Source organism: Bradyrhizobium sp. 186, assembly GCF_023101685.1.
Classification (GTDB): Bacteria; Pseudomonadota; Alphaproteobacteria; order Rhizobiales; family Xanthobacteraceae; genus Bradyrhizobium.
Map to the genome: position 1 here is coordinate 9,842,978 of NZ_CP082164.1, position 13,983 is coordinate 9,856,960.

General features: G+C 62.0%; 14 protein-coding genes. 9 read left to right on the top strand and 5 right to left on the bottom strand.

The window, feature by feature from the left end:
* Window positions 1-209 precede the first annotated feature (209 nt).
* From IVB18_RS47045 to IVB18_RS47065, 5 genes are all read left to right on the top strand, one after another.
* Entirely contained in the window at window positions 210-1,532 is a 1,323-nt protein-coding gene (locus tag IVB18_RS47045; RefSeq protein ID WP_256476669.1) for a TadE/TadG family type IV pilus assembly protein, read from the top strand.
* 11 nt (window positions 1,533-1,543) lie between these two features.
* The gene (locus IVB18_RS47050) at window positions 1,544-2,044 is read left to right on the top strand and encodes a TadE/TadG family type IV pilus assembly protein (RefSeq protein WP_247986836.1); all 501 of its coding nucleotides are present in this window, start codon (window positions 1,544-1,546) and stop codon (window positions 2,042-2,044) included.
* A complete protein-coding gene (locus IVB18_RS47055) occupies window positions 2,041-2,418 on the top strand; it encodes a TadE/TadG family type IV pilus assembly protein (protein WP_209312085.1) in 378 nt (125 codons plus the stop codon). The genes IVB18_RS47050 and IVB18_RS47055 overlap by 4 nt, the downstream gene beginning before the upstream one ends.
* A 203-nt stretch (window positions 2,419-2,621) precedes the next feature.
* Complete coding sequence (locus IVB18_RS47060) at window positions 2,622-2,987, top strand: hypothetical protein (protein WP_247986837.1); 366 nt, start codon at window positions 2,622-2,624, stop codon at window positions 2,985-2,987.
* An 8-nt stretch (window positions 2,988-2,995) separates the two neighbouring features.
* Window positions 2,996-3,235 (top strand): PilZ domain-containing protein, encoded by a 240-nt coding sequence (locus tag IVB18_RS47065; protein WP_247986838.1) that lies wholly within the window; start codon window positions 2,996-2,998, stop codon window positions 3,233-3,235.
* Between the two features lie 390 nt (window positions 3,236-3,625).
* Here IVB18_RS47065 and IVB18_RS47070 read toward each other — a convergent pair whose 3' ends face one another.
* Window positions 3,626-3,904, bottom strand: a complete 279-nt coding sequence (locus IVB18_RS47070; RefSeq protein ID WP_247986839.1) for a hypothetical protein — start codon at window positions 3,902-3,904, stop codon at window positions 3,626-3,628.
* Window positions 3,905-4,147: 243 nt separating this feature from the next.
* Here IVB18_RS47070 and IVB18_RS47075 point away from each other — a divergent pair, with 243 nt between their 5' ends.
* Together IVB18_RS47075 and IVB18_RS47080 are read left to right on the top strand one after the other, a co-directional pair.
* Entirely contained in the window at window positions 4,148-4,492 is a 345-nt protein-coding gene (locus tag IVB18_RS47075; protein ID WP_247986840.1) for an NIPSNAP family protein, read from the top strand.
* A 306-nt stretch (window positions 4,493-4,798) separates the two neighbouring features.
* The gene (locus IVB18_RS47080) at window positions 4,799-5,008 is read left to right on the top strand and encodes a hypothetical protein (RefSeq protein WP_247986841.1); all 210 of its coding nucleotides are present in this window, start codon (window positions 4,799-4,801) and stop codon (window positions 5,006-5,008) included.
* A gap of 145 nt (window positions 5,009-5,153) precedes the next feature.
* On the opposite strand, the gene IVB18_RS47085 is transcribed toward IVB18_RS47080, so the two are convergent.
* From IVB18_RS47085 to IVB18_RS47095, 3 genes are all read right to left on the bottom strand, one after another.
* Complete coding sequence (locus tag IVB18_RS47085; protein WP_247986842.1) at window positions 5,154-6,533, bottom strand: TAXI family TRAP transporter solute-binding subunit; 1,380 nt, start codon at window positions 6,531-6,533, stop codon at window positions 5,154-5,156.
* Window positions 6,534-6,938: 405 nt separating this feature from the next.
* Complete coding sequence (locus IVB18_RS47090; protein ID WP_346732690.1) at window positions 6,939-8,564, bottom strand: amidase family protein; 1,626 nt, start codon at window positions 8,562-8,564, stop codon at window positions 6,939-6,941.
* Window positions 8,565-8,909: 345 nt separating this feature from the next.
* Window positions 8,910-9,506 carry a Spy/CpxP family protein refolding chaperone gene (locus tag IVB18_RS47095; protein WP_247986844.1) on the bottom strand — a complete coding sequence of 199 codons (597 nt, stop codon included), beginning with the start codon at window positions 9,504-9,506 and terminating at the stop codon, window positions 8,910-8,912.
* 56 nt (window positions 9,507-9,562) lie between these two features.
* Between IVB18_RS47095 and IVB18_RS47100 the strand changes: the two genes are divergently transcribed.
* Entirely contained in the window at window positions 9,563-10,123 is a 561-nt protein-coding gene (locus IVB18_RS47100) for a Crp/Fnr family transcriptional regulator (protein WP_247986845.1), read from the top strand.
* A gap of 130 nt (window positions 10,124-10,253) precedes the next feature.
* The gene (locus IVB18_RS47105) at window positions 10,254-11,411 is read left to right on the top strand and encodes an acyl-CoA dehydrogenase family protein (protein WP_247986846.1); all 1,158 of its coding nucleotides are present in this window, start codon (window positions 10,254-10,256) and stop codon (window positions 11,409-11,411) included.
* A 94-nt stretch (window positions 11,412-11,505) separates the two neighbouring features.
* Here the strand turns inward: IVB18_RS47105 and IVB18_RS47110 are convergent, their stop codons facing one another.
* Window positions 11,506-13,677, bottom strand: a complete 2,172-nt coding sequence (locus tag IVB18_RS47110) for an EAL domain-containing protein (RefSeq protein ID WP_247986847.1) — start codon at window positions 13,675-13,677, stop codon at window positions 11,506-11,508.
* Window positions 13,678-13,983 lie beyond the last annotated feature (306 nt).

The window sequence follows — 13,983 nt, forward strand, 5'->3', positions numbered from 1 at the left end:
GTCTCCAAAAAAACGCTCAGAACTCGATTCGCTTGATCCCAAGTCCATTACCGGGACAGGCTCCTAGCGAGTGGTCTCCGTCGCCCGAGAGTCTTGAGGTTGTCACTGGTCGTCTGCGTTTAGCTAAAATTTTCCTGTGTCAATTTAAGCGTCCTTTATCCGCTTGAAGCTACCTATCGGGAAAACGTGGCAAGTCTTCGGTGAGGAACATGACCTTTAGGAAGATCTGCAGTCGCTCCTTCAGCGCTTCGCGATATCTAAACGAGTGCGCTCGGTGCTGCCTAAACCGGAGCAGCCTGATCCGACGGTTCTCACGAGACCAGTCCGGCAGCTACGTCATTCTATCTGCGTTGTTGATGCCTGTTCTGGTTGGCACGGCCGGTCTCGGCACCGAGGTTGGATGGTGGTACTACAAGCATAAGAACATGCAGAGTGCGGCGGACTCAGGCGCGGTGAGTGCGGCAACCGCTGTAACTGCCGGCACTGATTTGCTCTCCGAAGCCAACGCAGTCACGGCGAGCTACGGCTACGCGAATGCGGTGAGCAACGTTACTGTTGCGGTGAACCAGCCGCCGAAGACAGGCAATTATACTTCAAATCCGCAAGCGGTCGAAGTCATCGTCAGCCAGCTGCAACCGCGACTGCTATCAGCATTGTTCGGTTCAGATCCGATACTTATCACCGCACATGCTGTAGCACTGCCAAATTCCGGGACAGGCTGCGTGCTCGCGCTCAATTCGACGGCCAACCCAGCCGTGAACGTGAGCGGAGGCAACCAGCTCAATCTGATCAAATGCAATCTCTACAGCAACTCAAGCGCAAGCCCATCACTCAATGTCGCCGGTAGTGCCTCCGTCGCTGCCAACCAGGTCGGCGTGGTGGGTGACGTTTCCGGGGCCAGCAATATCACCGCGACCAATGGGGTCCGAACTCACATGAGGGCGGTGGCCGATCCCTACGCAAATGTCTCTCCCCCAGCGGAGCCGAGTTGCACCAACGCCAAGATCACGGTCAACTCCAATGGAAAGACAAATTCCCTCAGTCCTGGCTGCTACAGCGGCAGCATTACTGTCAATGCAGGTGCGACTCTAAACCTCGATCCGGGGATCTACTACCTGGACGGTGCTAATCTAAGCGTGGCTGGTAATGCCACGATCACCGGCACCGGTGTGACTCTGGTCTTTACGGGGTCGGGCAGCAACTGGGGCACAGCCTCCATTGGCAGCAATGCCGTCATTGATTTGACGGCCCCGACCGCCGGATCCACCAAGGGCATCGTCATCTATGGCGACCGAAAAATGCCCGCAGGAACTGCCTTCAATCTGACCGGTGGTGGCACGCAAAATTTTGGCGGCGCCATCTACCTGCCAAAGGCCAATCTGAGCTTCAGCGGCGGTAATGGGACGAGCACCTCCTGCACCAAGATCATCGCGGATACCTTGACATTCACTGGCACATCGAACGTTCAGGTTAACTGCTCTGCGCTCGGCACCGCCACGATCGGCGGCCAAACCGCGCAGCTCATCGAATGAGGTTGGCCTCAATGAGACAAAATCTATCTCTTAAGAGCCAAGTTCGACCGTTTGACAGGGTCCGTGACCTCGTTCATGCCGCTGTTCGCGATAAAAGCGGCGCAGCTGCAATCGAGTTCGCATTCATGATCCCGCTGCTATCCCTGATGGTGGTCTCAGTAAGTGATATTGGGCTAGCCGTTTATCGCAAAATGCAAGTGGAGGATGCGGCGCAAGCCGGAGCTCAATACGCCATTGTGCACGGCTTTGACACGAGCGGCATTTCGAGCGCGGTAACGAGCGCTACGAATTCCACAGCCATCGCGGCGTCTCCAAGCCCTGTTCAATTTTGTGGCTGCCCCACGAGCACGGGAGTTAGCTCGGTTAGTTGCGGAACGGTCTGCACGGGCGGTGCGCAGGCCGGCACGTATGCGACGGTCTCGGCGCAGGCGACCTACTATACCCTGATCAACTATCAGATTGTCGCTGCCACCTACACCTACAACGCTCAATCCACTGCGAGGCTGCAGTGAAAGTCACTGCGCTATGGCGAGACGAACGCGGCGCGTCGGCGCTCGAATTCGCGTTGACCGCCCCGGTCTTTTTTCTGTTCATATTTGGCATCATCGAGTTCGGACTGCTGTTTTGGACCCAGCTCGGTCTGCAACACGGGACCGAAATGGCGGCACGCTGCGCCAGCGTCAATCCGACGCTCTGCCCAGGCAGCAATGAAATCACGAGCTATGCTGCCCAGCAGGCATTCGGCCTGGATCTCCCAGCGCAGACGTTCACCTACGCCACGCCGACCTGTGGTAGTCAGGTCAGCGCAAGTTATACATTTCAGTTTCCGCAAGTGCTCAATCTCTCGCCGCTGATTCTGACAGCACAGGCGTGCTTTCCGAGTTAAACATTTTCCTTCGCGGCTAGGTGCGTAGTGACGTCCCGATCGGCATCGTCTCCGGGTTGGTTGCGACGATCGGTTGGTTGAAGGCCGATCCGTCCCGGGTTTGGACGACCGCCTTTCTGGTCGCCACGATATGACGAAAGTGACCGGTTTCCTGTTCCCAGCGCCGGGCCCTGCCGTCGCACATCGTTGGGCTGATTTCGCTGGTGATGCTGGCGCTCGCGACATTCGCCTACTACGGCAGGCACCTGTCGGGCATCTGGAGGCCGATTTATACGATCACCGCCGTGCTGCCGTTGTACCTGAACGTGTTCGTCGTGATTATTCCGTCTTTCCTGAAGATCCCACCGCTGAAATCATGGGCGCCGACGCAGACCGAGCCCGCGTTCCTGGTTGTCCAGGGATCGGTCCTTGTCCTCTTCATCGTCCTGGCGATCCTGACCACCGTACGGTTTCGGCATAGCCCTGCACATCCTAATGACAACCCTTCCGGATCGGCGCCGGAAGTTCACGGTAATCTTGTGTTTACTTTTGGACAGACTTCGCCGAAAAAGTTGAGGGTTGATCGCTAAGGTTGGCTATGGGCGAACAAAGGGACGCAACACGGCGTCGCACGTTCAAGGCCGGGACCATCGAGTTTGGCGGCGGGGGGATCGACTGCATCGTTAAGAATCTCTCAGAAACAGGCGCTCAGCTTGAAGTAGTCTCCCCGCTCTACATCCCCGACCGTTTCACATTGTTTATCCTCAGCGACCAATTCAAACAGCTGTGTCGCGTCGTTTGGAAGCGAGAGAAGCGTATAGGCGTCAGGTTCGAATAAGGCCGCCTCAGTTGGCGGCCTCTTTCATTTTGTTGAATATCGGCAACTGGCCCATCGCTTCAGTTGGGCGGTGCAGCTACATGTCGGTTCATAGGGGCAGACCGGAAGTTCGCAGCCGAGCGCCAAACCGACGCTTTTGACCCTGAGCTGACATTGCGAACGCTGTGACCGCAGATCAATGGCGACGCCGTCCCCGTTCGCAATCATCCACCGCGCGCCGCAGATCATCGTCTGATGGCCGCTGCACCATACGATCAATTCCCAATTCCGCGCACTCCGCCAGGAACCTTCGTTGTTCGAGCGTCCACGTGAGGATGAGATAGCCCACAAAGCACGCGACCGCTGAAATCACCAACCAAGCCTCGGCGCGAGAGGTCTGCATCTTTCTTCCTATAAGGGGTAGCGCCATCTCAACGCGCGGCGCAGGAAAAGCAAGGCCGCGATGATCGCCACGACGGCGAACCAAAGGAAAGATGGAACCGGTGTCTGATTGTGAATGTGGGCGATGTACAGCACTAGCGCTAACAGCAGGCCCACCAGCGCGTTCGACAACCAGTACAGCGGGGAGCGCAAAATGCCTGCTGCTGCCAGTTCAGCAGTTCGTTTGCGAGCACATGTTGCGCGCCACCAACAAAAGCCGAGAAACGCAGGAGCAATGATCCAGACCATTCCGCCTGTTCGCATGGTCTTTTGTAAATAGTCTTGTTCAAACGGCTCAAATTAGCTGCATCTTCCAGCCGAGGGCCAAACTTTGCCTTTTGGCCCAAGCCGGCATTGCAGCGCCTTCCGCTCATGTTGCCGTGTGACCCCGACCGGACGTCGGCTTGTTGGAGCCGCGACCGAGCAATGTACGGGTCTCACTTCTGACGGTATGATGGGTAGGCCGATCGGTCCGTCACGAGGAGACTGAGAATGATAACCTGCTACCTCCGCTATGAGATCGATCCCTCTAAAGCGAAAGAATTCGAGACCTACGCCAAGATGTGGCTGCCACTGGTCGAAAAATTCGGCGGCACGCATCACGGCTATTTCCTACCGCACGAAGGCGGGGACTACGTCGCGATCGCGTTGTTTTCATTTCCTTCGCTTGCCGACTACGAAGTCTACCGCTCCAAATCGACCATCGATCCCGATTGCCAGAGGGCGATCGCATATTTCCGGGAGACTAAATGCTTCCTAAGACATGATCGGTCGTTTCTTAGACCGCTCCTTGAAAGCGGCGCCGCAGCGCCCACGAAGCAGGACGCGGGCTTGTGATGAACAAGCTGCCGTGCCCAAGGCGCCGGTCCGGTGAGGTTGTCGGAATAAGATAGCTTGACGTCGCCTACTGGCCCAAGCGGACCTCGCAACGACTTTGACATCCGCGTCGCCTAGGCAGGTCACGTCGCCGGACTTGGGGGTACACAGCCTACTCTCGTCTTCTCCAAGGCGCGCCGGGATGGGCCCGCACGTGTACTGCGCACGAACGTCACGGCAAAGTGCTCCGTTGAACCCGAACGGAAATCGACGACACTATTCCTTTCGCAGGGCCACGCCTCAGCCTGGCCCGGAGGAAGGTTCGTCATGCGAAAGCGAAACTGGCGATTGATTGCCGTCGGCACGGTGCTGCTGGGGCTCGCCGTCCTGTTCTTCCTGTCCATGCGGGACATGACGCCGTGGTCCAATGATCCTGTCGCCCTGATGCGAACGATCGGGCAAGTCTCGGGCGCTGTCGGCGGCATCAGCCTCGTCATGATCGTCTTCGGTCTGATCGGCAGGAAAGTGCCGGCCTGACAAAGCGTCATTCCGGAAGGTCGAGCTACGGCGACGGCATCACGCGTACGCTATGACGGGGAATATTAACTCCTCGATGCAAATCTGCGGACAGAGCGAACCGAAAATACCAAAGCCATTGGATGGCCAATCTCGAGCCTATCGCCTATCGCCGCGCGGCGAGCACGTTCAAAGGGGCTGCTTGCAAGGCCGCGCGCCTCTCGACGATGGCATGATTGAACAGTTCGAGCGCTAAGCCAAAGGCTGCCAGTTCCTCCTCCTCGATCAAGCCGCCATCGTAACTGTCGAGCGTTTCCCCAATGATGGTGTCGACCTCACGCTGCATGGCCAGCAGCTCGTGGTCGAATTCCGCGGTCCGCACTTTTGAAACCATGGCCAGAATTCTATTGCGATGGCTGGTATTTTCGTTCCTGTCGTCCCGATTTAAATATTGACGCAACCAGGCGCCGGCCGAACCAATCCCGGAGAGAAGCAGAAGCGCGAACCAGAAGTAGTCGCCGTATCTGTCGAGGAAGGTGCGTTCAGTCCCGTCGATGACGGCTGCCGCTCCCCGATGGACCGGCAGCTCGCCTTCTTTCTCGGTGTCCGGCTTGGTAATTTGCGCCGCGCCAGGCACTTGCTTTGCAATCGCCTGCCGGAGGGCGAATTGTTGGCGATAGAATGCCGCCACCGTCGTTTCGGACAAAGCTTTCCGTGCCACGATCAGATGGCTGACACTGACAGTCTCCACCTTGTCATCCGGCCAGGCCGGATTCGCATTGAACATGCTTGGCGGGATTTCCTCCGATTCGTAACGCGGGTGCTTCAGGGCGATGGCCTCCGATGCATCGACCGCGAGAAACTTCGGCTCACCACGGGTCCGAGCCGTCGCGGCGACCGCGCCGGAGGTTATGTTGCTGTCGAGCGGACCAACCGCCATGAATGCATCGAGGGTACGGTCACGCGCCAGCTCCTCGATTTGACCCGTGCCAAAGTGCGTAACCGTGACCTTGTCCGCATCCACGCCGGAGGCGCTCAGGATGACCCGTAGCAACGCGGCGTTCGCCGACGTCGCGCCGATCACTCCTACCCTGTGCCCTGCGAGATCGGCGATCTCCTTGATTTTCGGCGCCGGCTTTCTCTTGGAGCCTTTGCCCGCAAGTCCCGAAGGAGACCACAGCACGACGAAGTTTTTGCGCAAGACGACGACTGTTTGCGCGTCGGCCGGCATCTCCAGATCGCCACGACCGACCGCAAGGTCGGTCTTGCCGGCACCAAGCAGAGCGAGAGCTTCGACCGCTCCCGCAGTCGCGATCGGCGACAGCCTCACAGTCCTGCTTTCGTTGGCAAAGGCCTCGGTCATCGCCTCAATCACTTTGTGATCGTTGCTTCCCGGCGGTCCGACGGCAATCCGGAGAGTTATCGGCCGCAGCGCATAATACAGTGTGCCCGCGGCGGCTCCAAAAATGAGAAATCCAATGGCCAAAATCAGCAGTAGGGTCTTCGTCCTTCTCCGCCCTCGGCGGGCTGCGTCAGTGGGTTTCATTTGTGCATCAGACGAGGACATTTTCCGCTGCCGGTCGGAGACCAAAATCGCTGCCTGCTTTGCAGGATTACCACGTTCCTCTGAAGGATGATAACGTCCGAGCAGCGGGACTTGTTTCTCGGCACCAGCGCGAGCTTTGGCGGCCGTCCGATGTAAATTGTTGGCCGCGCGGTGTCGTGAACCTCGTGGCTGTCGTGAGCGCGAGACCCTTGCGGTTCCTCAGCATCCCGGCACGCTAAAGACCGCCGGCTCCGTCCGGGGTACCCCAAGAGCTCGGGGCCGGAAACTTCTGCTTCTGGCGCCAAAAGCCAATGCTGCACGCCTCTCCCGACGGCCCCAGCCCTGAGAAGTGCAAGCGCGAGATGAACCTCGCCGAACATCTCCCGGCAAGCAAAGCATTGAAACCTAAAGCGCGGGCAAGCCAGGCGGCGGCTTGCGCATCTGGGAAGCCTGCTCGAAGGCGTAGCCCAGACGCAGAAGCTTGTGCTCGCTCCAGGCACGGCCCGCGAAAGTGACGCCAAGCGGATAGTCGGGCGTGTCCTTGCCGTCTGTCGTCCCCGAGATGAAGCCTCCGGGCACCATGACGCTGGGATAGCCCGCCTTGGCGGCGATCGCGGCGCCCATAGCGCCGGCGAACAGCACGGCGTCGAGCTTGTGCTGTTTCATGTAGGCGTCCATGCCGCGCGTCCTGGCGGCGAGCAGGTCCATGGCACGCGCCGATCTGTACTCGCGCTCACTTAAGTCGCCCCTGGTGTTGTCCGCGGCGAGGAACAGGTCCTGGCCGAAACGCAGCGCCTTGCCGGCGTTCGCCTCGTTGAAGGCCACGATGTCGGCGATGGTCTTGATCGCGGTGTTGGTCGCCCAATCCTTCAGGTAGAGATTGAGATCGCGCTTCAGCTCATAGAGGAAAACGACCCACTGCATCATCGGATTGCCCTTGTTTGGGCTCAACGGATTGCGGTTGAGCACAGCCATGGTCGTGCCTGGTCCGGCAATCCAGCCGGCCGTCGGCATGCTGGCGCGCACGATGACGGCGCCCAGATCCTCCAGCACCTTGATCGCCTCGGTCATCACCGAGACCCTGTTGGGGAGCAGCTTGCCGTAATAGCAATCGTTCAGCGGGTCGGCCGGGTCGCTCGGCACGCCGATGCGCGCACCCTTCATTGCATCGGGCGCGAGGTCGGCGGTGTAATCGGCCGGCCGCCGCTGCCGTTCTGTCACTGGGTCGAGCGGGTCCTTGACCGCCAGCACGTTCAGCAGCATCGCCGCATCGCGTACCGTGCGCGTCATCGGCCCCGCGGTGTCCTGGCTGTGCGCAATCGGCACGATGCCGGCCCGGCTGATCAGCCCGACGGTCGGCTTCACGGTGACGAGGCCATTCTGGCTGGCGGGGGACAGCAGCGAGCCCGAGGTCTCGGTGCCGATCGAGGCCGCGCACAGACCGGCCGCCACCGCGACCGCCGAACCCGAGCTCGATCCGCCAGGCTGCACGACCGGGATGCCTCGATCGTCCATAAGTGTCGGCGCGTAAGGGCTCTTCACCTGACCGCCCAACGAGGAGTAGCCCGCGGGCATGTCAAGCGCGAGCATGTTGGCGAACTCCGTCAGGTTTGCCTTGCCCAGGATCACCGCGCCGGCGTCCCGCAGCAGCTTGACGATTGTGGCGTCGTCCCTGGCGTGCGCGCCCTCCAGCGCCAGCGAGCCCGCCGTCGTCGTCTGCTTGTCAGCCGTCGCGATGTTGTCCTTCACCAGTATCGGGACGCCGGCCAACGGCCGTTTGACCGACGGCCTGGTGTCGTCGAGCTTGCCCGCGATCGTGAGCGCGTCGGGATTGAGCTCCCGTATGGCGTTGAGCACGGGCCCATCGCGGTCGTAGGCCTCAATGCGTGCGAGATAGAATTTGGTCAGCGCCGTGGCGGTGACCCGCCCACTGGCCAAAGCATCGATGACATCGCTCATCGGCGCGTTCTCGAGCTTCAGCATGATCGGCGCCTCGGCGAGGCGAACATCGGGGCGGGCTGGCTTCTTCATGGCGTGGCTCTTGGCTGCCCCTGTGCGGGACATGGCGCGTTTCCGGTCGACGCGGGAGATCTCGGGACTGCGGCCCGGATCATGCGCACACCTTCACTACCATGACAAATATCGGCGGTATTCCTCCCGCTCGAGTTGAATCCGCCGTGCACGCGCTGGGCAGGGGCTTGTCGGCATTGGCCTTTTTCGATTTTACGAAGTCCCATTGCCCCGTCGGGCAAAACAGAGGCATGATGCCATCATCGCCGGGCATGTGATCGGTGGGAGCGCCTTGCCGAATCCATCAAAGCAGCCGCAACTGCTCTTTGTCTATCGACCGTCACGCGGCGTAGAGACGGCAGGCCTCTAGTGCTGCTGGTGTTGGTGATGCCCGCCGTTGCCATAGCCGCGAAGGGCGACATACTGCATGATCTGCTCGGGCGTGAGCAGCTCGCTCATTGCGAGATGATAGTGCAGGTGTGCCGCCCGAAGTTCGCCTTGCGCTGAAGCAATACGGAAGGCTGCGGCGTCCACTCCAGCTCGCGTCGCGTGTTTTTCGGCGAACAGACGATCGAGCGCCGTCTCTTCCGCGATGATTTGCTCGCCGACAGATATCGTCTCTGCCTTCATTGCTTCCAAAAACTCCTTGGCTTTTGCGCGCTGATCGCCTGAAAGGCGCAACGCATCGGCCAGTTCGAGAACGTGCGCCGGTCCGGGATGGCCATTGAGTTCCGCCGGCAGCGACAAGCCCATTCCGCGTCCGGCCCTGAGATGGTTGATTTGTTGTTCCGAAAGGGCTTTGACGTCGCGGCGCTCCATGCCGGCATACGGCGAAGCAGCCGGCGCTGCTGACACTTGTGCATGACCGCGAGACGGGTCGCATTTGCAGTCTTGCGCGGCACCGGGCAGGGACATCAGCATCGAAAATCCGAGCGCGAGGATCGGCAGGAGGATCGGTTTCATAGGAACTCCGGTGGTTTTAACCTCGCTCAGCTTGTCATGAAGGGGCGGCACCGAGCATGATCGCAATCATGTCGAGTCCCCTCGTTACCTGGCTATCCGAACTCGCTCAGCGCGAGCAGCAACTCGCGGCGGCCCACATCCTGTTTCGCGCAGGAGACCCCGTCCGGTCGCTATTCCTGATCGTCGCAGGTACGGTCCGGCTTACCCGCCCCCTACCACATGGTTCCGAGCTGACGCTGCAGCGTGCCGGTCCCGGCGCCATTCTGGCCGAGGCGTCCCTGTTCGCCGATCGCTACCACTGCGAGGGCAAGGCCTTGGAAGACTCGGTGGTTCGTGTCGTCCCTATGCGACGGCTCCTGGCGGCCTTCGCAAAGCAGCCCGAGTTGGCGCGCGCCTGGACTCAACACTTGGCTCACGAGATCCAACGCGCTCGGACGCATGCCGAAATAGCTTCGCTGAAAACAGTTTCCGCGCGGATCGACGCCTGGATGATGATGAAGGATGAGCCGATACCACCCAAGGGGCAATGGCGCCAAGTTGCAGCCGAGATCGGCGTCACGCCGGAAGCCCTCTATCGCGAGCTGGCGCGTCGCCGTCGGCACTCGTCGGCTCCGTGAGATCGCGGCGCAAGCTTTCGGGGTCACGCCTTGCGCGCCGCCGAACGGTACCCCTTCGCCTTGATCCTTCCGATCAAATAGACCACCATCGTAGCTGACCGCTCACGACAGAATGGGCGAGGAAACGCGAATGAACGCAGCCCCCGGAGTTAGCCTGGTCGAGCGGGCACGCGCCATCGCTCCCCTGATCGCGGGCGAGGCTGACGAGATCGAGCGGACGCGGCGGCTGACGCCGACGGTCGTGGGCGCGCTGATCGAGAACGGGCTCTATCGCGCGCTGCTGCCGCAGAGCCTCGGCGGCGCGGAAGCTCCGCCGGAAGCTTTCATGCAGATGCTGGAGGAGATCGCCAAGGCGGATGCTTCGACCGCCTGGTGCCTCGGCCAATGCAGCGTCTGCGCGATGATCGCGGCCTCTCTCGATCACGACGCCGCGAACGAGATTTTCAACACACCACCCGGCATCCTCGCCTGGGGTGCGGTGGCGCATGAGGCGCGCGCGGTCGAGGGCGGCTATCGCGTCACAGCGCGCTGGGATTTTGCCTCGGGCTCGCGGCAGGCGAACTGGCTCGGGGCGCATGTGCGCATCGTCGGCGCGGACAGTGTGCCGCGGAACAATGCGGACGGATCGCCGGAGCTGCGCACCATCCTGTTTGCTGCCACAAGCGCAACGCTGCACGACGTGTGGCAAGCGATCGGGCTCGCCGGCACCGGCACCGATTCCTACGAGGTGCGCGACCTCTTCATCCCCGAGCGCTTTGCGACGTTCCGTGACGTGCCGTCCGCGTTGCGCGAACCCGGCCCGCTTTACAGGATCGGCACCGGTTCGACATTCAGTCTCGGCTTTGCCGCGGTCTCGCTCGGCGTGGCGCGGGCTACGCTGGACGCCGCAATCGCGCTGGCGCGCGGCAAGCATCAGTCGCTCGCGGCAAGCGCAATGCGCGACAACCAGTCGGTCCAGGGCCTGATCGGACGCACCGAGGGTGACCTCCGCGCCGCCCGCGCCTATCTCTACGCGACGGCGAATGCGATGTGGCACGACCTCAGCGCGACCGGTGAATTCAACGCGGCGCATCGCAGCGCGGTCCGGCTGGCCGCGACCTGGACCATCCACCAGTCAGCCAAAGTGGTCGACACCGCCTATCACATGGCCGGCGCGACCGCGGTATTCCGCAGCAATCCGTTCGAGCGGCGCTTTCGCGACATGCACGCCATCGCCCAGCAGATCCAGGCCCGCGACACGCATTACGAGGATGTGGGTAAGGCGATTTTATGGGGCGCGGGGCCGTGATGAGATCAAGCTTCATCGCCGCGACGACGAAGGTATGCTCCCTCTCCCCGCAAGCGGGGCGAGGCAAGAGGGCGGCGCCGCTCCAGCGACCGCATCACGCCACCAGCGCGGCGTCCTCGTCGTCCGTTGCATCGATTCCGCGCTGCGCGGCGAGCAGGCTGATGATCTCGGCATTGGGGCGGGCCTTGCTGAACAGAAAACCCTGGCCCTCGTCACAGCCTTCGGCCCGGAGGCAGCTCAGCTCCGCCTCGGTCTCGACGCCCTCGGCGGTGATGGTGACGCCGAGCCCTTTGCCGAGACTGACGATCGAGCGGATGATCGCCTGCGCCTCGCGGTTGGCGCCGAGATCGCGCACGAAGGCCTGGTCGATCTTGATCTTGTCGAAGGGAAAGCTGCGCAGGTAACTGAGGCTGGAATAGCCGGTGCCGAAATCGTCCATCGAGATGCGCACGCCGAGCGCACGCAACGCATGCAGCGTCGCCAGCACCTGCGCGCTCTTCTCGAGCAGCAGCGTCTCGGTGATCTCGAGCTCGAGCCGGCGCGGCGGCAGGCCGGAATGCTTCAGGGCGTCCGTCACCACCGAAAGCAAATTGCCGCTGCGGAACTGGAGCGGCGACAAATTGACGGCGACGCGGACGTCGTCCGGCCAGGTCGCGGCATCCAGGCAGGCGCGGCGCAGCATCAAGCCGCCGAGCGGGTTGATCAGGCCGGTTTCCTCGGCGACCGGAATGAACTCGGCGGGCGAGACCATGCCGCGCTCCGCATGCGGCCAGCGCACCAGCGCCTCGAAGCCGGTGATGCGCCCGCTCGAGAGGTCGATCAGCGGCTGGTAGTACGGCCGCAGCACGTCGTTCTGGATCGCATCGCGCAGCTCGACCTCGATCTTGCGGCGACTCTGCGCCTTGGCATCGAGCGCGGCCTCGAAGAACGCGAAGGTGCCGCGGGCATCCAGCTTGGCGCGCGACAGCGCCATGTCGGCGCTCTTGAGCAGCTTTTCGGAATCGTCGCCGTCGCCGGGCGCCATCGCAATGCCGATCGAGGCGCTGATCACCACCGAATGGCCGTCGAGCAGATAAGGATCGGCGATGGCCTCCAGCAGGCGCTTGGCCAGCAGCACCGCGTCCTCGGGACGCGTCAGCCCGCTCTGCACGATCGCGAACTCGTCCGAATTGAGCCGCGCCAGCGCGTCTTCCTCGCGCAGCGTGGAGCGCAGCCGCTTGGCGACGCCGCGCAGCAGCTTGTCGCCGACAGCGTGTCCCAGCGTGTCGTTGACCGCCTTGAAATTGTCCAGCCCCAGCATCAGCAGCGCAACCTTGTCGGTGCTGCGACGCGTATGCGCGAGCATTTCGTCCACCTGCTGGCGCAGCAGGTTGCGGTTTGGCAGCCCGGTCAGCCCGTCGTGCTGGGCCATGAAGGCAAGCCGCGCCTCGGCGCGCTTGCGCTCGGTGATGTCCATCAGCGCGAGCAGCACCGCGGGCTGCTCGGCATAGGTCAGCTCGCGGGAATAGATCGCAAGATCGATCAGCGCGCCATCGGCCTTGACGTGCTTCCAGGTGCGCGCGGCCTGCTCCTCGCTCGAGCGGTCCGTGGTCCAGGGCGGCTTGCTGTCGAAAGCCTGCAAGGCGCGGATCGACAGCCGCTCGAACTCGGCGCGGCTGTAGCCATAGTGCGCGACCGCGGCCTCGTTGACGCCGAGAATGCGCTCGCCGTCCAGCGCGCAGACGATCATGGGGACGGGATTGCCGTCGAACAGCAGGCGGAAGGACGCCTCGCGCTGCTTCAGTTCGGTGATGTCGACGCGCAAGCCCACCACGCCGCCGTCGTCGGTCAGCCGCTCATCGATCAGGATGACGCGGCCGTCCGCCAGCTGCTGCTCATGGCGCGCGCCGGGTTGATAGAGTTTTTGCAGCCGCTCCGCGATCCACTCGTCCTCATGGCCGGCGGCCTCGGGATAGTCGCCGCGGGCGACGCCGATGCGCAGCGTGTCTTCGAGGCGCGCGCCTTGCTCGAACAGATCGGCGGTCTTGCTGTAGATCTCGGCGTAGCTCTTGTTCCAGAGGACGTAACGGCCTTCGGCATCGAGAAACACGATACCCTGCGGCAGGATATCGATGGCCTGGCGCAGGCGCTCATGCGCCTTGCGCGCCTCGGCAATCGCGGCATCTGCCTCGGCGCGGCTCTGCACGAGTTCGTCGATTGCAACGGCGGGGCGAGGCGCGCGCGCGAATCTCGGCTTGCGCGGCTCGTGGCCGGCCTGAGCGAGCACGCAGCGCTTTCGTTTTTTTGGTTTTCGAGACCCCAAACTCAACTTCATACGTCCCAGTCACGCCCAGCGGCCGCAAGTTTTGGAGCAAGTGTCTGAAAAAACAGTAATCTTCGACGGCTTGACCGTCGGGCGCACTGGCCTGCGGCCCGCATGAAGCTGCCCTTATTGCCCGTTTGCGAGGCGCGGCAGCGGCAGCGGGCGCGCCAAACCCATTCCGCCGTCGCGATCGGAGAGCAATCTGGCGCAAAATTGCGCGCTCTCTTGAATCATTTCCGAGATCGCGCGCGATTGCATGCAGGACGGGAG

What these genes read in the sequence shown, in the direction of transcription:
- IVB18_RS47045 (WP_256476669.1), top strand. Translation starts at nt 210, where the DNA reads ATGACCTTTAGGAAGATCTGCAGTCGCTCCTTCAGCGCTTCGCGATAT.
- IVB18_RS47050 (WP_247986836.1), top strand. Translation starts at nt 1,544, where the DNA reads ATGAGACAAAATCTATCTCTTAAGAGCCAAGTTCGACCGTTTGACAGG.
- IVB18_RS47065 (WP_247986838.1), top strand. Translation starts at nt 2,996, where the DNA reads ATGGGCGAACAAAGGGACGCAACACGGCGTCGCACGTTCAAGGCCGGG.
- IVB18_RS47070 (WP_247986839.1), bottom strand. Translation starts at nt 3,904, where the DNA reads ATGGTCTGGATCATTGCTCCTGCGTTTCTCGGCTTTTGTTGGTGGCGC.
- IVB18_RS47075 (WP_247986840.1), top strand. Translation starts at nt 4,148, where the DNA reads ATGATAACCTGCTACCTCCGCTATGAGATCGATCCCTCTAAAGCGAAA.
- IVB18_RS47080 (WP_247986841.1), top strand. Translation starts at nt 4,799, where the DNA reads ATGCGAAAGCGAAACTGGCGATTGATTGCCGTCGGCACGGTGCTGCTG.
- IVB18_RS47085 (WP_247986842.1), bottom strand. Translation starts at nt 6,533, where the DNA reads ATGAAACCCACTGACGCAGCCCGCCGAGGGCGGAGAAGGACGAAGACC.
- IVB18_RS47090 (WP_346732690.1), bottom strand. Translation starts at nt 8,564, where the DNA reads ATGAAGAAGCCAGCCCGCCCCGATGTTCGCCTCGCCGAGGCGCCGATC.
- IVB18_RS47095 (WP_247986844.1), bottom strand. Translation starts at nt 9,506, where the DNA reads ATGAAACCGATCCTCCTGCCGATCCTCGCGCTCGGATTTTCGATGCTG.
- IVB18_RS47100 (WP_247986845.1), top strand. Translation starts at nt 9,563, where the DNA reads ATGATCGCAATCATGTCGAGTCCCCTCGTTACCTGGCTATCCGAACTC.
- IVB18_RS47105 (WP_247986846.1), top strand. Translation starts at nt 10,254, where the DNA reads ATGAACGCAGCCCCCGGAGTTAGCCTGGTCGAGCGGGCACGCGCCATC.